The 23358-nt window shown below is 61.5% G+C and carries 21 protein-coding genes and 1 pseudogene; 9 read left to right on the top strand and 13 right to left on the bottom strand.

From position 1 onward, the window contains the following. Positions 1 to 78 precede the first annotated feature (78 nt). From HYE77_RS09610 to HYE77_RS09600, 3 genes are all read right to left on the bottom strand, one after another. Positions 79 to 1047, bottom strand: a complete 969-nt coding sequence (locus HYE77_RS09610) for a L,D-transpeptidase family protein (protein WP_017477366.1) — start codon at positions 1045 to 1047, stop codon at positions 79 to 81. Between the two features lie 72 nt (positions 1048 to 1119). Then, positions 1120 to 1413: a hypothetical protein gene (locus HYE77_RS09605; RefSeq protein WP_003218723.1), complete on the bottom strand. Its 294-nt coding sequence runs from the start codon at positions 1411 to 1413 to the stop codon at positions 1120 to 1122. Between the two features lie 58 nt (positions 1414 to 1471). After that, complete coding sequence (locus HYE77_RS09600; protein WP_177068726.1) at positions 1472 to 2077, bottom strand: arylesterase; 606 nt, start codon at positions 2075 to 2077, stop codon at positions 1472 to 1474. Between the two features lie 10 nt (positions 2078 to 2087). Here HYE77_RS09600 and HYE77_RS09595 point away from each other — a divergent pair, with 10 nt between their 5' ends. Next, a complete protein-coding gene (locus tag HYE77_RS09595) occupies positions 2088 to 2771 on the top strand; it encodes an ABC transporter ATP-binding protein (RefSeq protein ID WP_003218726.1) in 684 nt (227 codons plus the stop codon). Next, entirely contained in the window at positions 2771 to 5281 is a 2511-nt protein-coding gene (locus tag HYE77_RS09590; RefSeq protein WP_102605077.1) for an ABC transporter permease, read from the top strand. The genes HYE77_RS09595 and HYE77_RS09590 overlap by 1 nt, the downstream gene beginning before the upstream one ends. Before the next feature lie 46 nt (positions 5282 to 5327). Here HYE77_RS09590 and greB read toward each other — a convergent pair whose 3' ends face one another. Continuing rightward, positions 5328 to 5801 carry a transcription elongation factor GreB gene (gene greB / locus HYE77_RS09585; protein ID WP_008437752.1) on the bottom strand — a complete coding sequence of 158 codons (474 nt, stop codon included), beginning with the start codon at positions 5799 to 5801 and terminating at the stop codon, positions 5328 to 5330. Between the two features lie 152 nt (positions 5802 to 5953). Further along, positions 5954 to 7183 carry a hypothetical protein gene (locus HYE77_RS09580; RefSeq protein WP_177068725.1) on the bottom strand — a complete coding sequence of 410 codons (1230 nt, stop codon included), beginning with the start codon at positions 7181 to 7183 and terminating at the stop codon, positions 5954 to 5956. Positions 7184 to 7487: 304 nt separating this feature from the next. On the opposite strand from HYE77_RS09580, the gene HYE77_RS09575 reads away from it, so the two are divergent. The 3 genes from HYE77_RS09575 to HYE77_RS09565 are packed head-to-tail and all read left to right on the top strand — an operon-like array spanning position 7488 to position 10957. Next, a complete protein-coding gene (locus HYE77_RS09575) occupies positions 7488 to 8414 on the top strand; it encodes an ABC transporter ATP-binding protein (protein ID WP_177022853.1) in 927 nt (308 codons plus the stop codon). Continuing rightward, positions 8411 to 9136, top strand: coding sequence for an ABC transporter permease (locus HYE77_RS09570; protein WP_102368438.1), 726 nt, complete (start codon positions 8411 to 8413; stop codon positions 9134 to 9136). The genes HYE77_RS09575 and HYE77_RS09570 overlap by 4 nt, the downstream gene beginning before the upstream one ends. A 15-nt stretch (positions 9137 to 9151) precedes the next feature. Then, entirely contained in the window at positions 9152 to 10957 is a 1806-nt protein-coding gene (locus tag HYE77_RS09565) for a Gldg family protein (protein ID WP_177068724.1), read from the top strand. A 4-nt stretch (positions 10958 to 10961) separates the two neighbouring features. Here the strand turns inward: HYE77_RS09565 and HYE77_RS09560 are convergent, their stop codons facing one another. The 3 genes from HYE77_RS09560 to HYE77_RS09550 form a co-directional block, all read right to left on the bottom strand. Then, entirely contained in the window at positions 10962 to 11270 is a 309-nt protein-coding gene (locus HYE77_RS09560) for a hypothetical protein (protein ID WP_003218736.1), read from the bottom strand. Between the two features lie 255 nt (positions 11271 to 11525). Further along, positions 11526 to 11960: a DoxX family protein gene (locus HYE77_RS09555; protein ID WP_003218737.1), complete on the bottom strand. Its 435-nt coding sequence runs from the start codon at positions 11958 to 11960 to the stop codon at positions 11526 to 11528. Positions 11961 to 12064: 104 nt separating this feature from the next. Further along, positions 12065 to 13486, bottom strand: a complete 1422-nt coding sequence (locus tag HYE77_RS09550; protein ID WP_102368437.1) for a transglycosylase SLT domain-containing protein — start codon at positions 13484 to 13486, stop codon at positions 12065 to 12067. A gap of 238 nt (positions 13487 to 13724) precedes the next feature. On the opposite strand from HYE77_RS09550, the gene HYE77_RS09545 reads away from it, so the two are divergent. The 3 genes and pseudogenes from HYE77_RS09545 to HYE77_RS09535 all read left to right on the top strand — a co-directional run. Beyond that, positions 13725 to 14531 (top strand): TatD family hydrolase, encoded by an 807-nt coding sequence (locus tag HYE77_RS09545; protein ID WP_003218739.1) that lies wholly within the window; start codon positions 13725 to 13727, stop codon positions 14529 to 14531. 96 nt (positions 14532 to 14627) lie between these two features. Beyond that, on the top strand, positions 14628 to 16109 hold the full coding sequence (locus tag HYE77_RS09540) for a methyl-accepting chemotaxis protein (protein ID WP_177068723.1): 1482 nt from the start codon (positions 14628 to 14630) through the stop codon (positions 16107 to 16109). 108 nt (positions 16110 to 16217) lie between these two features. Then, positions 16218 to 16475: pseudogene (locus tag HYE77_RS09535) on the top strand (terminase); the annotation flags it as partial. A 19-nt stretch (positions 16476 to 16494) separates the two neighbouring features. Here the strand turns inward: HYE77_RS09535 and HYE77_RS09530 are convergent. The 3 genes from HYE77_RS09530 to HYE77_RS09520 form a co-directional block, all read right to left on the bottom strand. Beyond that, complete coding sequence (locus HYE77_RS09530; RefSeq protein ID WP_177068722.1) at positions 16495 to 17292, bottom strand: acyl-CoA thioesterase II; 798 nt, start codon at positions 17290 to 17292, stop codon at positions 16495 to 16497. Positions 17293 to 17393: 101 nt separating this feature from the next. Further along, positions 17394 to 18158, bottom strand: coding sequence for a CHAD domain-containing protein (locus HYE77_RS09525; RefSeq protein WP_177068721.1), 765 nt, complete (start codon positions 18156 to 18158; stop codon positions 17394 to 17396). Positions 18159 to 18238: 80 nt separating this feature from the next. Next, the gene (locus HYE77_RS09520; protein ID WP_003218744.1) at positions 18239 to 18517 is read right to left on the bottom strand and encodes a hypothetical protein; all 279 of its coding nucleotides are present in this window, start codon (positions 18515 to 18517) and stop codon (positions 18239 to 18241) included. Positions 18518 to 18734: 217 nt separating this feature from the next. Between HYE77_RS09520 and HYE77_RS09515 the strand changes: the two genes are divergently transcribed. Then, positions 18735 to 19772 carry a patatin-like phospholipase family protein gene (locus tag HYE77_RS09515; protein WP_087693690.1) on the top strand — a complete coding sequence of 346 codons (1038 nt, stop codon included), beginning with the start codon at positions 18735 to 18737 and terminating at the stop codon, positions 19770 to 19772. A gap of 128 nt (positions 19773 to 19900) precedes the next feature. Here HYE77_RS09515 and HYE77_RS09510 read toward each other — a convergent pair whose 3' ends face one another. Beyond that, positions 19901 to 20596, bottom strand: coding sequence for a response regulator (locus HYE77_RS09510; protein WP_003218747.1), 696 nt, complete (start codon positions 20594 to 20596; stop codon positions 19901 to 19903). A 37-nt stretch (positions 20597 to 20633) separates the two neighbouring features. After that, positions 20634 to 23285, bottom strand: a complete 2652-nt coding sequence (locus HYE77_RS09505; protein ID WP_177068720.1) for a sensor histidine kinase KdpD — start codon at positions 23283 to 23285, stop codon at positions 20634 to 20636. Positions 23286 to 23358: the final 73 nt, after the last annotated feature.

Here is a 23358-nt window from a genome sequence, read left to right as displayed (position 1 = left end):
CCTGCGATTTGGCTGGATTCCAGACTATAAAAAACCCGTCACCGCGCGAGGCGATAACGGGTTATGGATCGTGCAGGCTTACTGCTGCAGATCGACCGGCGTACTCGACACCATCGGCGCCCCGCCCGGCACACCGATTTCCGTCGGGATACCGTCTTCGGCCGCAACCACGTCACGCACCTGGTCCCAGTTGACCCGCAGGTTGCTGGACAGGTCTTCACGCTTGAGCAAGGCGTTGATGACGGCGGTGTGCTTGTCGACGACCGATGGGGTGCCATCGTCGTTCAGCGGCGTATGGGCTTCCAGGTAGACCTTGCCCCCGGCCGCGCCGAACTTGTAGGCGTCGTTGATAATCCGCACCGACGTGCCCACCGGCACCATGTCGGCCATTTCCAGCACGTTGTTGTTGAACATGCGGAAGCAACCGTGGCTGGTACGGGTACCGATGCCGAACTTCATGTTGGAACCGTGGATCAGGTAGCCCGGCGTGCCGAGGGTGAACTTGAACGGCCCCAGCGGGTTGTCCGGGCCGGCCGGCACGACGTTGGGCAACGGGTCGCCATTGGCGGCGTGTTCTGCCTTGATCGAGGCTGGCGGGGTCCAGGTCGGGTTCGGGATCTTGCCCGTGATGGTGGTGTGGGCCACTGGCGAGCCCCAGCCTTCACGGCCAATCCCCAACGGGAACGTGTACACCACGTTCTGGCCCTTGGGGTAGTAGTAGAGCCGGTATTCCGCCAGGTTGATCACGATGCCTTCACGCGGGCCGGGCGGCAGGATGAAGCGCGTCGGCAACACGATCTCGGTACCCGCTCCCGGCAGCCAGGCATCCACGCCCGGGTTGGCCGCGACCATCTCCGAATAACCCAGGTCGTAGGTGGTGCCGAGGTCCGCGAAGGTATCTTCGTACTTGGCCTTGATCACCTGGACCTGGCCAACGATATCTTCACCCGGTGGCGGCAAAGGCAACTGCAAGGCTGCAGCAGGACCGGCCGCGCAGAGCGCAGCGAGAGACAGGCAGCAGGTGACGGCGGAAAGGCGCGACAACATCCGGGAATTCCTTCGCAGATCGACGGGTAGTAGAAAATGGATTGTACACGGCTGCCCGGCGGGCACCCATATTCAAAGCTCGAAGCGCAGCTCTGGCCAGATCGGCGGTGTGCCGCGTTTTTGCGACTCGAGGATCGCCCGGCACAGGGGACACAAACGCTGGTCCTGGAAGATCGAGCGATCCACCGATGACCAGCGCGGCTGGGCAGGCAACAACGTGCCGCAGAGGGTGCGGTCGATGGACCCGCCCAACTCCAATTGACGCGTCACCAGATGCACCCGGACTTCCTGGCAGGCGAACAGATCCAGCTGTTCGTCAGGCTCGATCAGTTGGTAGGCAAACAGTGACCAGGCAGGACGCGACATCGGGGGCTCCAAATCGGGGGGGCGCCACCTTAGCCGAAAGACCGCTGCTAGAAAAGCGTCATAGCAGTGGTTTTAGCGTTGGCCAGACATTTTCCAGCAACTTGCCCTGCGCGCCAACCGCCGGGTGCAATTGGTCAGCCTGCATCAGGTCCGGATGACCACCGACGCCTTCAAGGAAAAACGGCACCAGCGGGACGCTTTTTTCCTTGGCCAGGGCCGGGTAGACATTAGCAAACGCGGTGGTGTATTTCGGCCCGTAATTAGGCGGCAACTGCATGCCCAGCAGCAGCACCTTGGCACCGCTGGCCTTGGACTGTTCAATCATCGATGCAAGATTTTGTTTCAATTGCTCGGGTGGCTGCCCACGCAGGCCGTCATTGCCGCCCAGCTCAATGATCACCAGGTCCGGCTTATGCTCTGCAAGCGCCGCCGGCAGCCGCGCCCGGCCTCCGGCACTGGTGTCGCCGCTGATGGAGGCGTTGACCACTTTATCGCCGAAACCTTCGCTCTTGAGCCGTTGTCCCAACAACGCTACCCACCCTTTGCTGGTATCCAGCCCGAAACCGGCACTGATACTATCGCCAACGATCAGGACTGTACCCGCCGCTGCGTTCTGGGCCATGCACATCAAGGCCAGGCCAGCACTCAAAAACCACATTCGCATTGGATTCTCCATGGGCGCAAGCATTCTCACCGCGCGAAACCTTAGCAAAGTGGTTCCCAGCGCGGAAGGTGAACTGACTATCCTGCACGAACTGAGCCTGGAACTGAACAAGGGCGATAGCCTGGCTATCGTCGGCGCCTCCGGTTCCGGCAAATCCACCCTCCTCGGCCTGCTGGCCGGCCTCGACCTGCCCAGCAGTGGCGAAGTCACCCTCGCCGGCCAGGCCCTGAGTACCCTCGACGAAGACCAGCGTGCACGCATCCGCGCCGAGCACGTGGGGTTTGTGTTCCAGTCCTTCCAGTTGCTCGACAGCCTCAACGCGCTGGAAAACGTGATGCTGCCCCTGGAGCTGGACGGTCGCAAGGACGCCCGCGAGCGCGCCAAACACCTGCTGGAGCGTGTCGGCCTGGGCCAGCGTCTCACCCACTCGCCGCGCCAACTCTCGGGGGGTGAGCAGCAACGGGTAGCGATTGCCCGGGCGTTTGCTGCCGAACCGGACGTGCTGTTTGCCGATGAACCCACCGGCAACCTCGACAGCCATACCGGCGAGCGCATCAGCGACCTGCTGTTCGAACTCAACAAAGAGAGCGGCACGACCCTGGTGCTGGTGACCCATGACGAGCGCCTGGCCCACCGTTGCCGTCGCCTGATCCGTCTTGAAGCCGGCCTGATGGTCGCGCCCCTGGAGCCTTGATGGCACGCTTGCCCTTGTTGCGCCTGTTCAGCCTTGCCCTTCGCCAGTTGCTGCGCGATGCCCGCGCCGGCGAACTGCGTGTGCTGTTCTTCGCCCTGCTGGTGGCCGTGGCCGCCAGCACCGCCATCGGTTACTTCGGTGCCCGCCTGAACGGCGCGATGATGTTGCGCGCCACCGAGTTCCTGGCGGCCGACCTGGTGCTGGAAGGCAGTTCACCCGCCCGCACCGAGCAAATCCAGAGTGGCACCGAGCTGGGCCTGCAGCACGCCAGGGTGGTGGAATTCTCCAGCGTGATTGCCACTGACGCCGGCATCCAGCTGTCCAGCATCAAGGCGGTCAACGAGGCGTATCCGTTGCGCGGCGAGCTGAAGAGCGCCGCCGAACCCTTCGCCGAAGAAACTGCCGGAGGTGGCCCCAAACCCGGTGAAGCCTGGGTGGAAGCACGGCTGTTGACGGCACTGAACCTGAAAATCGGCGACAGCATCGACGTCGGCATGAAGACCCTGCGCCTTTCCCGCGTGCTGACCTATGAGCCGGATCGCGCCGGCAACTTCTATAGCCTGACGCCCAGGGTGATGATCAACCTGGCCGACCTTGACGCCACCGGCGTGGTGCAGCCCGGCAGTCGCGTGAGTTATCGCGACCTGTGGCGAGCGCCACAGGGCGGCACCGTGCTGCAAACCTATCGCGACCTGGTCAAGCCCGGCCTGGCTGCCAACCAGCGGCTGCAGGATGCGCGCGACGGCAACCAGCAGATCGGCGGCGCGCTGGGCAAGGCCGAACGTTACTTGAACATGGCCAGCCTGGTGGCGGTGCTGCTCTCCGGCGTGGCCGTGGCGCTCTCGGCCAATCGCTTCGCCAGCCGACGCTTTGATGCCAGCGCCCTGCTGCGCTGCCTCGGGTTGTCGCGACGCGAAACCATGTTGCTGTTCAGCCTGCAATTGGCCGTGCTGGGGTTGCTGGCCAGCCTGACCGGCGCCCTGCTCGGCTGGCTGGCGCAATTGGGCCTGTTTGCGCTGTTGCATGACCTGCTGCCGGCGGACGTTCCACCCGGCGGGCTGCTGCCGGCCGTTGCCGGGATTGGCACCGGGCTGGTAGCCCTCGCCGGTTTCGCCCTGCCGCCGCTGGCCGCCCTGGGGCGGGTGCCGCCACTGCGGGTATTGCGCCGCGACTTGCTGCCAATCCCTTCCAGCACCTGGATGGTCTATGGTGCGGCGCTCTTCGCCCTGGGCCTGATCATGTGGCGCTTGAGCCTCGACCTGGTGCTGACCTTCGCCCTGCTGGGCGGCGGCGTGATTGCCGCGCTGGTTCTCGGCGGCCTGCTGCTCCTGTTGCTGCAAAGCCTGCGACGCCTGCTGGCCCGGGCCTCCCTGCCCTGGCGCCTGGGGCTGGGCCAGTTGCTGCGTCACCCCTTGGCGGCGGCGGGCCAGTCCCTCGCATTCGGGCTGATCCTGTTGTCCATGGGACTGATCGCATTGCTGCGGGGCGAATTGCTGGACACCTGGCAAAACCAGTTGCCCAAGGACGCCCCCAACTATTTCGCCCTGAACATCCTGCCTGCCGACAAAGACACCTTCGGCGCACGCCTGCTGGAATTGCAGGCACAGTCTGCTCCGTTGTATCCGGTGGTGCCGGGACGCTTGATCAGCATCAATGGCGCCCCGGTGCAGGAGATTGTCAGCAAGGACTCCAGCGGCGATCGTGCAGTACAGCGAGACTTGAGCCTGACCTGGGCCGCCGACCTGCCACCGGGCAACAAGCTGACGGCGGGCTCCTGGTGGACGGCGCAACCGACCGACGAGATTCCAGGCGTCTCGGTGGAGGCCAAGGTCGCCGACAGCCTGAAACTCAAGCTCAACGATCACCTGGTGTTTACCGTCGGCGGGGAAAACCGTGAAGCGCGGGTCACCAGCCTGCGGGAAATCAACTGGGACAACTTCCAGCCCAACTTCTTCATGATCTTCCAGCCCGGCACCCTGAAGGACCTGCCGGCCACCTACCTGACCAGCTTCTACCTCGCACCCGGCCATGACCAACAGATCGTCGACCTGTCCCGGGCCTTCCCGGCGGTGACCATCCTGCAGGTAGAGGCACTGCTGGAACAACTGCGCAGCATCCTGGCCCAGGTCACCCTGGCGGTGGAGTACGTGCTGTTGTTTGTCCTGGCAGCGGGGATGGCCGTGTTGTTCTCCGGGCTCCAGGCAACCCTCGATGAGCGGATTCGCCAGGGCGCCCTGCTGCGGGCGCTGGGGGCTGAGCGCAAGTTGCTGGTCAAGGCCCGGCGTATCGAGTTCGGGTTGTTGGGCGCAGTCAGCGGGCTGTTGGCAGCGCTCGGCACCGAACTGGTGACACTGGTGCTGTACCGCTACGCGTTCGACCTGACCTGGCACCCGCATCCGTGGCTATTGCTGCTGCCGGTGATCGGCGCCGTGCTGATCGGCGGTGCCGGCGTGTTCGGCACCCGCCGTGCACTGAATGCCAGCCCGTTGACGGTGCTGCGCGAGGGCTGAAAACGCAGATGGCCCGCACGCGTTCATGCGTACGGGCCATCCGTTGTCACTTCACATATTCGATAGCGGTGATCCACCAGCACACTTCGCCACTGGGGGTCTGCACGAGCGCCTCGTCATCCACTTCCTTGCGCAACAGTGCCCGGGCCATGGGTGAGTCGATGGAGATGTAGTCCATACGTTCATAGATCTCGTCGTACCCCACGATGCGAAACCGCTTGGTCTCGCCCTGTTCGTTTTCAATCTCCACCCAGGCGCCGAAAAACACCTTCCCTTCCTGCTCGGGCATGTACTCGACCACGCGCATGTCTTCCAGGCGCTTGCGTAAATAACGCACCCGACGATCAATTTCCCGCAGCAGCTTCTTGTTGTACTGGTAGTCAGCGTTTTCGCTCCTGTCCCCCAGGGAGGCCGCCCACGTCACTTTGCGGGTGGTATCAGGGCGCTTTTCTCGCCACAGGTAATCAAGCTCCTTTTTCAGGGCCTCATGACCTTCTTTGGTAATCAGCTTGGTGCTCAAAAGCTCTACATCCCCTGGAAGTTTGCATTTTTCAGACCCGCTGCCGCATCAGGCACAACGCATTTAACGCCCGATGTCGGCTGTGGGGGTCGATGATAAATGAACTCGGGAAAGTAGCCAGACCCACCGGCGGATTCCGGCAACGACGCGTATCAGTCAGCCTCCGTCTGGGTCGGGCCGCATTCAGGCTGGCCGCGCCCGTTCTCGCCAAGCCATGCAAGTGACTCATCCAGGGATTGAAGCGTAACCCTCAGGTTGTCCCGCAGGACAGGCAACTGGAACAGCGCAGCCGTCAGCTGTTGCTCCTTGAGGCGCACCGCAAGGTCACGGTCATGCAACTGGGCTTCCTGGCTCTCCAGGTAGCGCGCACGCTCGTCCATTCGACGCTGCTCTGTCTGGTTCAGCGCCGAGCTGCCAGCCAGATGCTCTTCCCGGAGGGCCAGCGTGCGGGCCAACTGTTCCAGGGACGTTTCCTTTTCGGCAATCCTGTCGGCACTCCGCTGACTCTCCTGCTCAAGGTCAGCCTTTTCCTGGCGCAGTTCGAGACGCAACTGATCAAGCGCTTCTTCCTGCTTGAGCACGCTGAGCTTTTGCTGCGTCAGCTCCTGTGACAATCGGGAAAGATTGGCCAGCGTATCGTCCACTTCAAACAACGAGGCTGACTCATTCCGGGCAGGCATGGGCGGCGGCGCCTGGGGGACCGGTTCAGGTTGTTGGACTATGGGCGCCGGCACTGGCGCAGCGACAGCAGGCGCCTCGATCGGTGCCTGTAGTGGCGCCTCAACGAGCGGCTCGGATATCTCGAGCTCAGCCTCGGGCGCCTGCGTCACCGGCTCGGGCAATGACCGCGCAGGCTCTGAAGGATCGGGGGACCTGGGAGCAGACACCATTCTTGAGGAGAAACGAATCGACGGCACGATCAACGTGTTGCTTTCAATGGCGGGCAAACCGGGCGCCGACGTTCCCAGGGTAATCACCTTCATCACCAGGGATTTCTTGATCGTCAACGAGTGATGATCTTCAGGCCTGGCCGGGGGCAATTTGCAGCCTTTCAAATCAACAAAATGAAAGGGAATCTGAGTTTCGCCGCTGCTTGCAGATTTTGCCCCGGGAGCAGCCGCGAGCGTCAGGATTTGCTTGAAGACATGGGTCGCTATTTGCAGGTCTTCCTTGGAGTCTATCGCCCCCAGAAAGTAACGTTCGGACTTTTTGCGCAACGCTGCGATGTACACCCGTGAACTACCGGGCTCTGTTTCTTCATCCAGACTGTAGGCAAGAAAGTTTGAAGAGATCTGCGCCACCGCAAAACCACAAAGCAGTGCACCATTGACCGGTGCATCATGCCCGGACTGTTCAAGAACAAGGGTACGTAGAAGCAGCATGACATCAGGCTCCATTTCAAATTGGCATAAACTTTAAATAAACACCAAATAAACAACGACTGTAATTAAATCATCAAAAGCAAAACAATTGTTTCAGCGAGTCATAGTCTGGCATGTAGGACTTATCTTATTCAGCCCCCTCAGCATTTCCAAGAGCGTTTATTGAACGTACCATTTTTTAACAGTGCAACACCGGAAAAGCTTCAACATAAAAAGATTTCAAGCATTGAATTTCGAACATTCACAACCTGCTGTTCACCCAGGTTAATCCAGCCTTGCCATATCCATTCAGTAGAAAAGCATAATGATCGAGATAACGAGCCTGACAAAAACCATGGGCGGAAAAAACATTATTCATGACTTCTCATTCAACGCCCAACCCCAGGAATGCCTCGGGCTGTTTGGAAATGATGGTGCGGGAAAAACAACTATTATCAAAATGATCTCAGGCTCGACTACACCCTCTTCAGGCCATATAAAAATATTCGGTAACGATATCGCCCTGAACGCATTCCAGGCAAAGAAAGTCACCGGCTACCAGCCAGAGCGACTCTTGAGCCATGGTGCAATGAGTGTAAAGGCCTTTCTCGGTTTCATTGCCGAAATACGCGGATTCCGCGGCGCGGAAAAACGCAAGATGATTGACCGGGCAGTTGCACGGCTTGAGTTGTGGCGGATACTCAAAAGCCCGGTGGAAACCCTCACGGACGGGTTGAAACGCAAGGTAGCCATCGCCCAGGCAATCCTGCATGACCCCGGCCTGCTGTTGCTCGACGAGCCAACAGAAGGTCTGAGTGCCGACCAGAAACACAAAGTCAGAATGCTCATCAAGTCGCTCAGCGACGAGATGACGATCATTGTCGCGTCCCGTGCGCCGGAAGAACTGACCGGTATTTGTAACCGCGCACTGGTGATAGCCGACGGCCGATTGGTGGCAGACGCTTCGGTGCCCGAACTGCAGCGCAGCTCCCGTCATCACCAGGCGGTCACCCTTGCAGCCGACACACCGCTGGACCTGTTGGCCCTGGCGGTATTGCCCGGGGTCGCCGGCATCGAGGAAGACCGCGAGACTCCCGGCACAGTGACCGTACTCGCCCTGCCGGGGCAAATCATCTACCCCCACATCAATGCACTGGTCACCCAGCGCCGCTGGAAGCTCAATGCCCTGAACCTGGAAGCCGGGCGCCTGGATGACGTTGTGCACCATATGAGCCAGGAGGCATCGATTTGAAACTTCTCCCGGTCATATTCAAGCGTCAACTGGTCAGTTATTTTTCGGCTCCCGTCACTTACCTGAGCACTGCGGTTTTCCTGACCGCCGCTGCTGTATTTGGCTTCCACTCAACCCGGTTACTGGAAGTCGGCAGTGCCGACTTGCAGGGCTTCTTCCAGTTGCACCCCTGGCTCTACTTACTGTTGACACCTGTTCTATGCACTCGGCTTTGGGCCGACGAGCCCACCACCGGTTCCATGGAGTTCCTGAAAACCCTGCCCGTCACACGTTTCGAGATAGTGGTCGGAAAGTTTCTGGCGGCCTGGATTGTTTCCGGCGTGGCCCTGCTGTTGACCTTCCCGATAGTCATCACCGTCAACTATTTTGGCAATCCGGACAATACAGTCATTGCGTCACAATACCTGGGAAGTTGGGTATTGGCCGGATGTTATCTATCCGTGGGTTGTTTTATCTGCGCACTGACACACCATCGCGCGATTATATTCACCGTAACCCTGTGCTTGCTGCTGACCGCCAGTGGCCTGTCATCCATTCTTGATGCGATTGAACATCAAGTTCCGGTATGGCTGATTGACCGCCTTCTTTCCCTGAGCCCGTCTGCGCGTTTTGACGCCATTGACCAAGGGGTACTGGCTCTTCAAGACAGTTTGTACTTCATCAGTATGATCATCGCCTTTCTTGGCGCGACGGTCATTGTCCTGAATGTAAGAAACGGTTGAGAGGGACACATCACGATGAAAACGCGACTAAGTGCCAGCCTCACAATTATCACGCTCCTGTTACTGTTTCTCGCTTTTAACCTGGTCTGGGCACTGAAACTTCCAAATCCACGGCTGGATTTTTCGGAACAGAACATCCATACACTTTCCGATCCTGTACAGACTATGCTCGGTTCACTGGAAAGACCGGTGGATCTGTACTTCTTCAATTCAAGCAACCGTGCACACAAAGCCAACGCCGTTGAAAGCTACGCTAAACGGGTAGAGCTGTTGCTCAAGGAATATGAAAAAGCGGCAAAGGGCAAAATCAACCTGCACCTCATCGACCCCACCCCTTTTTCTGAAGATGAATACAAAGCCAGGTTACTGGGACTTGACGAACAACACGGATTCTTCGGCCTGGTGGGTACCAGCGCGGGCCATGCGCCCCATAGCATCCCGTCATTCAGCCCGGACCGGGAGTCACTGCTGGAGTATGAAATCAGCCATTTGATTCATAAGGTGATCCACCCCGAGCAACCCATTGTGGGCGTGATCTCCCGGCTGCCAATAAACGGTGAGCGAGATGAACGCAACGGCGTTAATACGCCTCCCTGGCAGGTGTTGCAGGAGATCCGTCGCCAGTTCAACGTGGTGAGCCTGGAGCCGGGTATCGCGCAAATTCCTGAACACGTCAAAACCCTGATGGTGATTCATCCCGGCAACCTGCCTGACCAAACCCTCTACGCAATAGACCAGTTTGTATTGGGCGCAGGCAAGTTGATGATGTTTATCGACCCGCTTGTCGGGCTGGACACCAGCGTCACGGCCCCGGAAAACCCCAGGCTGGAAGCATTGCTGTCCGCCTGGGGCATCCAGATGCCCGCGAACAAGGTGATTGCCGATCGCGACTATGCCACTTCGGTGATCCTGACCACAGGCCAGCCGCCTGTGCGCCATCCCGCGGCACTGACCTTGCCCCGCCAGGCGATGGCACAGGATGACATCAGCGCCTGGAAACTTCACAACGTCAACGTCTTGAGCAGCGGCGCCCTGGCCCCTGCCAAGAGAAGCCGCATGACCTTCACCCCGTTGCTGCAAAGCTCCGCGCACGCCGCGCTGTTTGAGGCAGAGCGCTTCGCCCTGCCAGCGCAGCTCAATTCACTGATCAATGAAACAGCCACTCGCGCTCAACAACAAGTGATCGCCGCCCGCGTCGAAGGGCCCGCCTATTCCGCCTTTCCTGACGGCATCAGTGGGCGTAACACCGGCTTGCAAAAGGCTGCGAACATCCATGTGGTCGTGGTCGCCGACACTGACCTGCTCAGCGATCGTGTGTCTGGAATGCTCCAGAAGCATGGCGCGGCGGGTGGCCCGTTGTCAGATAACGCGATGTTTGTATTGAACACCCTGGACAACCTGGCGGCGCCCGATGCACTGATGAACATTCGCCCCCGCGCAGGCGGTGCTCGATCACTGCAGGTGCTGCAGGCAATGCGCGAAGACGCGGCACTGGCCTACGGTGAGAAGTCCGCCGAACTGGCGCAACGCCTGGAACAAACGGAAAAGGAATGGCAACTGCTCAACCCCCCGACAATTTCCCCGGGCCCTCAGGCTGCAACCTCCAACACACTGCTGCAAGCGCTCAACAAGGAGCGGTTGCGAATCCCCATGGAAATTCACGCGCTGAAGGTCCAGTCATACGCCGAGGTTCACGCCCTGGAACGCAAAGTGAAGCTGCTCAATATCGTGCCTGTACCGCTGATACTGTGCCTGATTGCGGGGGGTATTTTCCTGCTGCGTCGCCGTCGCCGGCATCTGCCTTCAGCAGCGTTCTACTGAGGGCTCAACGCCGGGCGATCAGCCCTTGCCGGGCAATGCGGGTCAGTTGGCGTATCACTTCGCCCGCGTCGCTGGCACTGGGCGCCTGAATGACGGCCAGGTCGAAGCTGTTGGACGCAAAGCGCGCAAGGGAGTCGCCGTCTTCGACAAACTGGATCAGAAAGGCCGAAGGCCGCCCCGTGCGGCGCGGCCAGCCATCCAGATAGCGCAGCAACGTCGGCTGATGCTTGCCGCCCAAGAGGATTTTAGGATTGCGTTGGGTCAGGTCCGCGGTGATCGGGGCCAGGCGTATGAGGGGGCGTAGTGCATTCATTGTGTCGTGTCTCTGCCTCAAAAGTCTGCGGGCAGGTGAGAGGCAACACCGAACCAGCGCTTTAGCGGAATTTCGAAGCTGGCCCATGGCTCTGGCTTCTGTCGGGACTGTGATCAGTCACCGGTGGCGCCCCGCAATTAGCTGTTTAAATCGGCGCATGGGCAACATCCTAGAGAAGCCTGTAGGGCGGTGTCAAGAATCCCGAGCAACGAAAAGGCCCGCACTGGGCGGGCCTTTTAAGGGGGGTTCGCGGTATCAGTGAGTGATGGCGCGGTCTGCGGACAATTTGCCCGCACCTTCCAACAACACGGCCAGCGTACCGCCCAGCAGCGCCAGGGCGAACTCGTAGCCGTTGTTGGCCATGAACAAACCGTTATGGATATGCACCGAGAAAATCGCCACCAGGGAAATGATCGACAGGCCGAGTGCCGCCGGCCGTGCCAGCAAGCCAATGATCAGCGCCAGCCCGGCGAAGAACTCGGTACCACCGGACAGCACCGCCATCAGGGTACCTGGGGCCAGGCCGATACTTTCCATCCACTGGGCAGTGCCCGCCAGGCCGCCGCCGCCAAACCAGCCAAAGAGCTTTTGCGAACCGTGGGCGGCGAAGATGATCCCGACAAAAATCCGCAGGACAGTCAGGCCGTAGCCGGCGCGGGTGGAGAGGATGCGGGTGATCAATGGGCTCATGCTGATAATCCTTTTCAAGGTAGGGGTTGGGTTGGCCGCTATATTAATCAGTTTAAGCAATGATAAAAGCCGATAAAGCGGCTCATTATGATCGAATTAATAGATCATTTACGTGAGGCAACCCGTGGCGCTGCCGGCTCCAACGACTCCCGCTCACGATCAAACGCCAGGTAATACTTGTTCACGCTATTAACATAGCTGACGCCGCTCATTCCCACCTGCTCCATGGCAATGCGCTCGACCTGGAAAAACCATTGGTTTGGGTTAAGCCCCCGCCGCCGCGCCTCGGCACGCATTCCCTGGACCCGCTCGGGCCCCATGTTGTAGGCCGCCAGCACAAACGCCATGCGCTCGCGCTCGTTGAGCTTGGGGCTTGAGAAGAACTTGCGCCGGATCATCGCCAGGTACCGCGCGCCCGCCTGCACATTGTTGTCCAGGCTTTCGATGTTGTTCACCCCGACCCGCTGCGCCGCCGATGGCGTGATCTGCATCAGCCCGGTGGGGCCGCCGCTGCTGCGAGCGCCAGGGTCCAGGGCAGACTCCTTGAACGCCAGCGCGGCCAGGTTCAGCCAGTCCATGCCCTGCTCGCGGGCATGCTTTTGCAGCACCGGGCGCAGTTTTTCCAGGCGCTGGCGGTCGACGCGAGCCAGTGGATAACGTACCTGGTAGAGGCGGCGGTAGATGCGCTGGAACGCCACATCCTGATCGGACGGCGTGCGGTAGGTCTTGAGGAAGCGATCAATACTGGCCCGCAGCATCGAGGCATCCTGGCGCACAAACCAATACTCTTCGCCCGGCTCGCTGATGGTCACCTGCCGGTCGAAACGCAGCTTGGGCAGGATCTTCGCCCAGCGTTCGGCAATCGGCCGCTCGACAATGGTCAGGTGGAAAATCCCGGCCTGGACCATCTCCAGCACGTCCTCTACCGCGAGGCTCGGATCCACCCATTCCACCTTCACCGGCGGCAATTTGTGCAGCGCCAGCTTCTGGTTGACCTGGCTGATCGCATCCGACGCGGCACTGCCCGTGGTCAAGGCCAGCGTGCGCCCGGACAGTTGCTCCAGCCGGGTAAACCGCCGCTCGCCCTTCAGCCCCACCAGCCATAACGGCACGTCGCTGGCGATCGGGTCGCTGGTGGCAATCTTGTGGGCGGCCTTCACATCCAGCAATTCGCCGGGTGCCACTAGGTCGCCCTCGCCACGGGCCAATGCGCCAATCAGCTGATCCTTGGCCTTGGGAATAATCTTGAGGTTGATTTCCTCGCCGTCACGGGCGTGACCGTTGAGGTATTGCTCGAAAGCGCGCAGGCGATGGTATTCAACACCGATGGCCTGGCCCTGGACTTCGCCGGAACTGTTGCGGCTCTGGTTGACCAATACCCGCAAGGTGCGGCTGCTGCGGATTTCCGCAAGGTCGCGGACCTTGCCGGGCCGGGTCACTTCCAGCGGCCCGTCCAGACGCGCAACCGCCGCCATGGGCAGCAGTAACGTCAGGCACAACACAAGCAACGCCGAGGGTCGGATCATCCGCTCTCCGGAAGAAAGAATACTGCCCATTGCTTCGCGAAAAACGAGGCGTTGGGGGACAGAAACAGAGCGCCATGAGCGCAGGCTTTGGGCGCAAGGGTGGCACGGCAGATGGCGACAAACCAAACACGGTGTTACTTGCGACTTTCAAAGACAGCTTTAACTCGTTGTAGTTCTTGGCTTTTCTTATAAATCTACAGCTCTGATATGCTTTCCGACCGCAGGCGGAGGTAGCACCATGCAACTCATTGATATCGGCGTCAACCTGACCAACCCAAGTTTCGACGAAAAGCACCAGGCCGTTCTCGACCGTGCCTACGCCGCCGGGGTGAGCCAATTGGTGCTCACCGGTACCAGTGTCGACGGCAGCGAACAGGCCCTGGAGCTGTGCCAGCAACTGGACGAAAGTGGCCAACGCCTGTTCGCCACCGCCGGCATTCACCCCCACTCTGCCAGTGACTGGAACGCCGAAAGCGCCAGGCGCCTGCGCGGCCTGCTCAAGGAAAGTCGCGTGCGTGCGGTGGGTGAATGCGGGCTGGATTTCAACCGGGATTTCTCACCGCGCCCCCAGCAGGAAAAAGTCCTCGAAGAACACCTGGCCCTGGCCGTGGAGTTGAAGCTCCCGGTATTCCTCCACGAACGTGACGCCAACCAGCGCTTGCTGGAAATCCTGCGGGACTACCGCGATCACCTGTCGGCCGCCGTGGTGCACTGCTTCACCGGCGAGCAGCGGGCGCTGTTCAGCTACCTCGACCTGGACCTGCATATCGGTATCACCGGCTGGATCTGTGACGAGCGCCGTGGGACGCACCTGCATCCGCTGGTCAGGGAAATCCCCCGGGGCCGCCTGATGCTGGAAAGCGACGCGCCCTACCTGCTGCCTCGCACCCTGCGGCCCAAGCCGAAAAACGGTCGCAACGAACCCGCCTATTTACCGGAAGTCCTACGGGAGGTCGCGTTGCACCGCGAAGAAACCGTGGAAGACCTGGCGCAACACAGCACCGCCTGTGCCCGCGCCTTTTTTGGATTGCCTGTGCCGGATTGACGCGGCGCATTGACCCATATCAAAACCCGGCATCCCGATAGCGGCAAAATAATGGCACCTTGCCAATGCTGTTTCCGCTATCAGAGAAAACCTTCCATGGGTGCCTGGCTTAGCAACATCTCGCTGAAGTACAAATTCTGGGCCGTGAACGCGGTCGCCTTCATCACTACCCTGCTGCTGGTGTTGTACGCCGTGCAGCTCGAACAACAGGCCCGCAGCCAGGCCGCGCAAGCGTCGGCGCAAGCCCAGGGGCGCTTGCTCGGTGCCTGGCCCGCCGGCCAGCCACTGCCCAAGGGCGAGCACTGGCTGACGTTTGCCAGGGGCAAAGTCCCACAACTGGGCGACGAAGATCTGTCAGCCCTGGCCAACGCCAGTGGCTGGGTGGATTTCAATCACATGCCACTGTTCGGCGAAAACCCGCTGATGGGCGCCGAAGTAATCAGCCGTGCCGACGGTCAACAGGTCGCCGTGCTGGCCTACGGGCCCAGCTTGAGCCAAGTGTTCGAAGAACGCTTCGCCAACTACGCCGTAGCGGTGATGATTCTGATGCTGGCCATGCTCGGCGCCTCACAGCTACTGATCCGCTTTCTCCTCAGCCAGCTCAACACCTTGAAAGACGTGATGCTGCACGTCGAGAAAACCGGCGACCTCTCGGCCCGCGTCCCTCTGGCCTGCAAGGATGAAGTCGGGCAGATGGCCAGCGCCTTCAACGCGATGCAGGCGGGTTATCAACGGGTGGTCAACACGGTTGCGCGCACCGCCAGGCAACTGGACGACGGCGCCGCACGCCTGGCCAGCAGCATGAACGAGGTGCAGCACGGCATGCTCGGCCAGCAAAGCGAAACCGACCAGGCCGCCACGGCGATCAACGAGATGACCGCCACCGTCTACCACATCGCCCAGCACGCCGGCGCCACCCGCGACCTGTCCCAGACGGCCGACACTCTCGCCGGCAGCGGCCAGGAAGTGGTCAGCCGGGTACAGCGCTCGATTGCCGGGCTGTCCACCGGCGTGCAGCAGACCGCCGAAATGATCCAGAAGCTGGCCGAGGACAGCCAGAAAATCAATGGCGTGGTCGGGGTGATTCACAGCATCGCCGAACAGACCAACCTGCTGGCCCTCAACGCCGCCATCGAAGCCGCCCGCGCCGGCGAAATGGGCCGGGGTTTTGCCGTGGTCGCCGACGAAGTGCGCAACCTGGCCAAGCGGGTGCAAAGCTCTACCGATGAAATCACCCGCATGGTGTCCGCCCTGCAAGCCGGCACCCGGGACGCGGTGGATTTCATGCAGGAAAGCTCGTTCAAGGCCGACGACTGTGTGCAACAGGCTCAAGAAGCCGGGATTGCCCTCGCCGAGATCACCGGCGCGGTGGCGCAGATGCGCGAGAGCAACACGCAGATTGCCGTGGCTGCCGAGCAGCAAAGCCATGTGGCCGAGGAAATGAATCGGGCGGTGGTGAGCATTCGGGACGTCACCGAAAACACCGTGCAGCAGACGGTAGACTCGGCGACCACCAGCAATGAGCTGGCGACCCTGGCCGGGGAACTGAGCAAGGCCATCGGCCAGTTGCGGCTTTAACCCCTGAAGGGGTGGCTATGGCCCCCATAGCCATCCTTGATTCGCGGCCCCACCCTGCCCGACCTAAACTCTGCTCAAGATGTTTCAACGGACAGAGGAATCACGATCATGGGCAAACGTCATCCAAATATTCCCGCCTGGCAATGGCGCACCCACCCGCAAAATCACCAGCACGGGACCAATCAAGTGTTGCAGCTGATTGCGCTGCCACTCCTGGTCATCGGTTTTCTGTTGATGGCATCGGGCGTGTTCAGCGAGAACCTGGCGAGTGCCGCCATCGGTATCGTCGGCATTCTGGCAGCCCTCGCATTGCAGCATCACGGTCGTCGCCTGGAGGCACGCGGCAGCGACGCCTCCAGCGATCAACACTTGCTGGTCTGAGGACTCAGGCGAACACCACCACCGACTGGCGGCTGATAGCGATCAACTGGCCGTCGGGGCTCCACAACTGCGCAGCCGCATGGCCATAGCCATCGCGGGCGTGCTCGATGTGGACCAGGTATTGGCACCAGTCCAGGGTGCTCAGGTTTTGCAGCGGTTGGACAAACTCGATGGTCCAGGTCAGGGTGCTGCCGGCCGCCGGTTGTTTCAGGTGCGGCAACACCGACGGTGGCCACGCATCCACCAGCGCGAGGATGTGCGCTTCGGTCAGCGGCTCTTCTTTTACATCGCCACGCAAGCGCACCCAGCCGCCCATCTCCCGAGATGTATTGCCGGTGAAAGGCAGGCCACCGACGCTCCAGCGCATCGCCAGGTGGCGCATGAACTCCGGCGTCACGCCTTTGATGTAGGGCAACTCCTGGCATTCATCCCAATGCTTGAAGGTGGGCGCCGGTTCGGCGGCGACGTCAATCTGCGAAGGCCGTGATGCGCCAAAACTGGCCTGCACCAGGGTCATCGTTTCACCGCTCTGCACAACACGTCCCAGCACTTGGCTGACGGCCTTGCCTTCGCGCAGCACTTCGACCTCGTAGCGGGCCGGCACATCCGGCGCCACCGGCCCCACAAAGGTGATCGCCAGTGAGCGCAACGGGCGATCCGCCGGGACTTTCGCCCGCAAGGCCTCGTACTCCAACGCCACAACCAGCCCGCCAAAGCTGGCGCGGCCCTGGGCCCATTCGGCCGGGATCGAAACGTCCAACGGGTGGCTGCGGGCAGCGTCGAGCAAATCACTAAAGCGCATGGCGGTCTCAACTTGAAAAAGGAGTTGAGGGATCTTAACCAGCCGGCCTACACCATGCAGCGCCTATTCCGGCCAAAATCCCGGACAGATAGGTCGCAGGGTCAAGCGAAGCAGTCGGCGTTCAACTTATCCAAAACCCGATCCGCCTGCCCTTCCGCCTCGGCCATGGTGCGGTGCCAACCAGGCACGCACGGCTGCAAATCGGGCTCGTGCCCGGCTTGCGCCAGCCATTGCCAGCAATCGTGCCAATCACCCAGGGCGCCCTGGGCCGCCTTGAGACGCGATATGGCTTTGGGCGGTAGCTTGTTCAGCTCGGGATAAGCCTCGGCCGCATAACGCACGCGCTTGATCAACAGGCGCAGGCGATGACGGTCGTGGTTGGGGTCGTGCAGCGCTTCGCCGAGCTTCTTCCATTGCTTGGCCAGGCGTTTTTCAATGCGCGTGCGCAGGCCCTTGAGCAACTTCTGCCGTTGGGAAGCGCGGATAAAGCGGGGGAATGCTTCGAGGATCAACAGCAGTTGCGCCAGCTCAGGCCCTTGTGCAACCGAGCGGTAGGTGGCCGGCTGCTGCCGGATACGCCGCTCGGCCGCCTCATGATGGCCGTGTTGGTGGAGGTACGCCGCCAGCACTTCGCGGTCGCGAAATGGCGTGGTCAGTTGGCCGACGGCACTGGCGGCCGCCTCGAGCTGCTCGACACCGGGCAACCCGCGCAATGGCCGCAACAGGCTGCGCAAGCGCCGCACCGTGGTGCGCAGATCGTGCAGGGCCTCGTCGTCCGTGACGGCGGCGAGGCGCGCCTGGCAGCTCAGTAACCCAACTTCCAGGCCGATGATCTGAGCGACTAGCTGATCGACCAAGGCTGACATCCTTTCCTCCTCAATGATTAAACCTTCGGGCTTGAGGCCGCCGACGCAGCCTCGTTGCACTCGACAACTGCTACGCGGGGTTAGCGCCCTGCGCGCGACTCACGAATATAGAAGCGGGCTTTCTCGGCCTTGGTCGAGCAGCCTTCGAAGGCTTCGAACTGCTGCTGGGTCTTGGCGCCAGTCAACAACGACAGAGCCTTGGAGTAACTCACGGTGCCGGCGAAACCTTCGGCCTTGGCCAGGTCCAGCTCGTGCCACGCAGCATCCAGTTGCGTGCCGCAGCTGTCGCGATAAGCGGTTTTCCCGGCACAACCGGCCAGGGCCAACACGATCACAGGCACACACATCCAGGCTTTCATCAAATGACACCTCAAGAAAAGAAAAAACAGTCACAGGTGTAGACGTTGCCTACACCGAAAAGTGCCTTATCCGACTGCCTGAATCCGCAGTCCCGATTGCCAGAGCATACCCGAGCGTGGTGGCCCGCTCGCGAAAATAATCGGTTGTGACAGTGATGATTGAAGCGCGCCCCTCGATGGGTGCATTGTGGTCACCTGTTTTACGAAGGATCAGGTCATGAAGAAACGTGTTGCATTGGTGCTGGGCTCCGGCGGCGCCCGGGGCTACGCCCATATCGGCGTGATCGAGGAAATCGAAAAACGCGGCTACGACATCGCCTGCATTGCCGGTTGCTCCATGGGCGCCGTGGTGGGTGGGATCTATGCCGCGGGCAAGCTGGAAGAGTACCGAAACTGGATCGAAAGCCTCGACTACCTGGACGTACTGCGCCTGGTAGACGTGAGCTTTCGCCTGGGGGCGATCCGTGGCGAGAAGGTGTTCGGGCAGATCCGCAAGATCGTCGGCGAGATCAATATCGAAGACCTGCGCATTCCCTACACCGCCGTGGCCACGGACCTGACCAACCAGCAGGAAATCTGGTTCCAGGAAGGCTGCCTGCACCAGGCCATGCGGGCCTCGGCGGCGATTCCCAGCCTGTTCACCCCGGTGATGCAGGGCAATCGCATGCTGGTGGACGGCGGCTTGCTGAACCCTCTGCCGATCGTGCCGGTGGTGTCGAGCCACTGCGACCTGATCATTGCGGTCAACCTCAACTCCACCAACCAGAAGCACTACAAGCTTCCGGTGATCCAGCGTCCGCCGGCGTTCAGGAGCCGCTTCGACAACCTGGTGCGTTCACTGGGTTCGCACTTGCCGTTTCGGCGCAAGCAGGCCGAGCAGTTGTTGATGCTGGAACAGGAAGCGCTGCTGGCCCAGGCTGCCGACATCAACCCGTGGCTGGACTCTGCCGAACCCGAGGCGCAACAACCGGCGGCGGCACCGGAAAAGGCCGGGGCGCCAAAGTCGGCGACCGGCTCGTTCATCATCGATAACGTGGGGCCTGCATCGCTGCTGGATTTGATCAACCAGAGCTTTGAGGTGATGCAGACGTCATTGGCGCAGTACAAGATCGCCGGGTATCCGCCGGATATTCTGATCAACGTGCCGAAGCGCGTGTGCCGGTTTTTCGAGTTTTACAAAGCGCCGGAGTTGATCGCGCTGGGGCGGGAGATCGCGAGCGATACGCTGGATCGTTACGAGAGCGAGCAACACTGAGGTTTGATAAGCAGGGCTTGTGTGGCGAGGGAGCTTGCTCCCGCTGGAGTGCGAAGCGCTCCCAGGATTCTGGGGCTGCTGCGCAGCCCAGCGGGAGCAAGCTCCCTCGCCACAGGTGAGCTAACGCTTCAGGCTTCGGTGTTCAATAGCCGATACCCAACACCGGCCTCAGTCACGATAAACCGTGGTTGGGTCGGATCATCCGCCAGTTTCTGGCGCAGATGCCCCACCACAATCCGCAGGTAATGGCTGTCTTCGGTATGGGTCGGGCCCCAGATATCCTTGAGCAGTTGCTGCTGGGTGATCACCCGCCCGGGATGCCGCGCCAGTTGCGCCAGTACCGCGTATTCCTTGCGGGTCAGCGCCACTTCGACACCGTCCAGCAGCACCCGCCGATAAGCCAGGTCTACCGTCAGCGGGCCAAAACGTAGTGCCGCTTCCTGGGCCTCCCCCGCCGGCGCCTGGCGCAACAACGCCCGCACCCGTGCAAGAAACTCCTGGATGCCAAATGGCTTGGTCACATAGTCATTGGCGCCGTTGTCCAGCGCCTCGACTTTTTGCACTTCACTGGCTCGCACCGACAACACCAGTACCGGTACCGTGGACCACTCACGAAACTCGCGCAGCACCTGCTGGCCGTCCATGTCCGGCAGGCCGAGGTCAAGCACCAGCAGGTCCGGTTTACTCAAGGCGGCCTGCGCCAGGCCTTCGTTGCCGGTGCCGGCCTCGATCACTTTGTAGCCCTGGGAGGCCAGGCTGATACGCAAGAACTTGCGGATCTGCGGTTCGTCGTCAATGACCAAAATCGTCGCAGTCTGGCTCATGGTGTCCAATCAAAATCCGTGAAGAAAAGAGGGTAGCTCAAGGTTCGCTTTCCAGGCCAGGCTGGGCCTGCAATGGCAGGAATAAAGTGATGCAGGTGCCACGGCCCTCAATGCCGTCGGCCACGCTGATATGCCCGCCGTGGGCGCCGACCATGCCCTGGCAGATCGCCAGGCCGAGCCCGGTGCCCTGCCCGCCGCGATCCCCCCTGGCGGCGGTGTAGAACATATCGAAAATCTTCGCCCGCTCCTCCTCGGGAATCCCCGGTCCCTCATCGGCAACAGCAAAAAACAACTGGTTATCCTGCACGCCCGCGCTGAGTTTCAGCCGGCCTTGTGGCGGCGAGAAGCGTGCGGCATTTTCCAGTACGTTGACCAGTGCTTGCTCGATCAACGCGGCATGCACGTAGAGCAGCGGCAGCTCGGGCGGCACGTCGGTGATCACCTGCAGCGGCGCCAATACCGCACGCAAGCGGCCCAGGGAGCTGCCGACGATATCGCCGGGTGACACCCAGTCCCGCGCCAGCTTCAGGGCGCCGTGGCCCAGGCGAGTCATGTCCAGCAGGTTCTGGATGTAGCGATCCAGGCGCTCAGCCTCATCGCGAGTGCCTTCCAGCAGCTCCCGGCGATCTTCCAGGGGAATCGCCTCGCCGAGGGCCAGCAGGCTGTCGATGCTGCCACGCATGGAGGTCAGCGGTGTGCGCAAATCGTGAGACACCGAAGCCAGCAAGGCGCTGCGCAATTGCTCGGTTTCGCCGTGCAGGCGCGCGGCTTCCAGCTCCTGGCCGAGTTGTGCACGGGCCAGGGCCTGGGCCAAGGGCTGGCTCAAGGCCGTGAGCAGGCGACGGCGCTGGCCGCTCAGTTCAAGCCCGGCCTTCGGGCTGACCCCCAGCAGACCCAACGGGCCTTCTTCGCTGGACAACGGCCACCACCACCAGCGCCCGAACGGCAAGGTGCCGGTGCCCATGCCGGCCGGCTGATCGTGCTGCCAGGCCCAGTCGGCGGCGGCGCGTTCGGCTTCGGTAAAGGTGATCGGGCCTCCGGTCTCGACCTTCCAGTCGCCCTGCCCGTCGCGGTTGAGCAGGCACAATTGCAGGTCGCTCCAGCCTTCCAGATGATGCGCGGCGGCACTGATCACTGCCTGGCGATCGGTGGCGGCGGTGAGTTTGCGGGACAGGTCGAGCAGCTCGGTGGTTTCTTCCTGGGTATCGCGCAGCGCCTGCAACTGCCGGCGCTGGCGTGCAGCGAGATTACCGGTGAGCGCCGCCATCAGCAGGAAGAACAACAGCGTCAGCACGTCTTCTTCACGCTGGATCGCGAACGAGAAATTCGGCGGGATGAACAGGAAGTCGTAGCTCAGGAATGACAGCGCCGCACACGCCAGCGCCGGCCCCAGGCTACTGCGCACCGCCACCAGCAATACGGCGGCGAGGAACACCAGCGAGATATTCGGTAAAGGCAAAACACTGGCGACGCCCCAAGCGACCGCCGCCGCAATCACGGTTGCCACCACGGCGAGGGCATAGTCAAACCACACCAGCCCGCGCACATCCGGCAGGCGTGGCGGAGCCGGCACTTCGTCACTGTCGAGGACGTTGATTTCCAGGCCCCGGGCATTGCGCAACAAACGCGACGCCAGGCCACCACCAAACACGGTGCGATGCCAGCGCGGCCGCGATTGCCCCACCAGAATCAGGCTGGCGCGGCGTTCGGCAGCATGCTGGATCAAGGTCTTGGCCACTTCCCCCGCCCGCAGCAGCACCACTTCGCCACCGAGGCGCTCGGCCAGTTGCTGGGCGTTTTGCAGGCGCAGGCGCGATTGTTCATCCCGCACCCGGCCGTTATCCACATGCACCAGGCTCCACGGCAAATGCCGACGCTGGGCTACGCGGCTGGCATGACGCACCAGGCGTTCGGCCTGGGCATCGCCGTCCACGCCCACCAGCAAGCGGCCACGCACAGCCGGTGCGGCCTGGCCCAATTGGCGATAACCCTGGGCCAGGTCATCGTCGACATGGGCCGCCGCGGTTTGCATCGCCAGCTCGCGCAGGGCCATGAGGTTGGTCTGGGTGAAGAAGGCATCGATGGCAGCACGGGCCTGTTCCGGCACGTAGACCTTGCCGTCCCGCAGGCGCTCCAGCAGTTCCCGGGATGGCAGGTCGATCAGCAGCAGTTCATCGGCTTCCTGCAAGACCCAGTCGGGCAAGGTCTCGCGCACTTGCACGCCGGTAATGCCACGCACCTGGTCGTTGAGGCTTTCCAGGTGCTGGACGTTGACCGTGGTGAAGACGTTGATGCCCGCCGAGAGCAATTCCTGAATGTCTTGCCAGCGTTTTTCGTGGCGGCTGCCGGGGGCGTTGCTGTGCGCCAGTTCGTCCACCAGCACCAGTTTGGGCTTGGCGGCGAGCAGGCCGTCGAGGTCCATTTCCTCCAGCATCACGCCGCGGTATTCGGAACGCAGCAGCGGCTGTTGTGGCAAGCCGCTGAGCAAGGCTTCGGTCTCGGCGCGACCGTGGGTTTCCACTACGCCGGCAATCAGCCGCACGCCCTGGCGCAGCTGGGTGTGGGCGGCCTGGAGCATGGCGTAGGTCTTGCCCACGCCGGGCGCGGCGCCGAGGAAGACTTTGAGCCGGCCACGGCCGTCCCGGGGTAGATCGGCTAACAGGGCATCGGCGCGGCCGGAGTCGCTCATGCGGGCGGTCTTCCTTCAGGTGTTGATGTGGGTTTCTTGAGTCCGCCTTCGCGAGCAAGCCCGCTCCCACATT

The sequence above is a fragment of the Pseudomonas sp. IPO3774 genome (genome assembly GCF_013386835.1).
Taxonomy (GTDB): domain Bacteria; phylum Pseudomonadota; class Gammaproteobacteria; order Pseudomonadales; family Pseudomonadaceae; genus Aquipseudomonas.
Note: the sequence above shows the minus strand (reverse complement) of the source record. Positions and strands in the feature narration are given on the sequence as shown.

Excerpts from the sequence above, each read along its gene's own strand:
- HYE77_RS09610 (WP_017477366.1), bottom strand. The coding sequence starts at position 1,047 with ATGTTGTCGCGCCTTTCCGCCGTCACCTGCTGCCTGTCTCTCGCTGCG.
- HYE77_RS09605 (WP_003218723.1), bottom strand. The coding sequence starts at position 1,413 with ATGTCGCGTCCTGCCTGGTCACTGTTTGCCTACCAACTGATCGAGCCT.
- HYE77_RS09600 (WP_177068726.1), bottom strand. The coding sequence starts at position 2,077 with ATGCGAATGTGGTTTTTGAGTGCTGGCCTGGCCTTGATGTGCATGGCC.
- HYE77_RS09595 (WP_003218726.1), top strand. The coding sequence starts at position 2,088 with ATGGGCGCAAGCATTCTCACCGCGCGAAACCTTAGCAAAGTGGTTCCC.
- HYE77_RS09590 (WP_102605077.1), top strand. The coding sequence starts at position 2,771 with ATGGCACGCTTGCCCTTGTTGCGCCTGTTCAGCCTTGCCCTTCGCCAG.
- HYE77_RS09580 (WP_177068725.1), bottom strand. The coding sequence starts at position 7,183 with ATGCTGCTTCTACGTACCCTTGTTCTTGAACAGTCCGGGCATGATGCA.
- HYE77_RS09575 (WP_177022853.1), top strand. The coding sequence starts at position 7,488 with ATGATCGAGATAACGAGCCTGACAAAAACCATGGGCGGAAAAAACATT.
- HYE77_RS09565 (WP_177068724.1), top strand. The coding sequence starts at position 9,152 with ATGAAAACGCGACTAAGTGCCAGCCTCACAATTATCACGCTCCTGTTA.
- HYE77_RS09560 (WP_003218736.1), bottom strand. The coding sequence starts at position 11,270 with ATGAATGCACTACGCCCCCTCATACGCCTGGCCCCGATCACCGCGGAC.
- HYE77_RS09555 (WP_003218737.1), bottom strand. The coding sequence starts at position 11,960 with ATGAGCCCATTGATCACCCGCATCCTCTCCACCCGCGCCGGCTACGGC.
- HYE77_RS09550 (WP_102368437.1), bottom strand. The coding sequence starts at position 13,486 with ATGATCCGACCCTCGGCGTTGCTTGTGTTGTGCCTGACGTTACTGCTG.
- HYE77_RS09545 (WP_003218739.1), top strand. The coding sequence starts at position 13,725 with ATGCAACTCATTGATATCGGCGTCAACCTGACCAACCCAAGTTTCGAC.
- HYE77_RS09540 (WP_177068723.1), top strand. The coding sequence starts at position 14,628 with ATGGGTGCCTGGCTTAGCAACATCTCGCTGAAGTACAAATTCTGGGCC.
- HYE77_RS09530 (WP_177068722.1), bottom strand. The coding sequence starts at position 17,292 with ATGCGCTTTAGTGATTTGCTCGACGCTGCCCGCAGCCACCCGTTGGAC.
- HYE77_RS09525 (WP_177068721.1), bottom strand. The coding sequence starts at position 18,158 with ATGTCAGCCTTGGTCGATCAGCTAGTCGCTCAGATCATCGGCCTGGAA.
- HYE77_RS09520 (WP_003218744.1), bottom strand. The coding sequence starts at position 18,517 with ATGAAAGCCTGGATGTGTGTGCCTGTGATCGTGTTGGCCCTGGCCGGT.
- HYE77_RS09515 (WP_087693690.1), top strand. The coding sequence starts at position 18,735 with ATGAAGAAACGTGTTGCATTGGTGCTGGGCTCCGGCGGCGCCCGGGGC.
- HYE77_RS09510 (WP_003218747.1), bottom strand. The coding sequence starts at position 20,596 with ATGAGCCAGACTGCGACGATTTTGGTCATTGACGACGAACCGCAGATC.
- HYE77_RS09505 (WP_177068720.1), bottom strand. The coding sequence starts at position 23,285 with ATGAGCGACTCCGGCCGCGCCGATGCCCTGTTAGCCGATCTACCCCGG.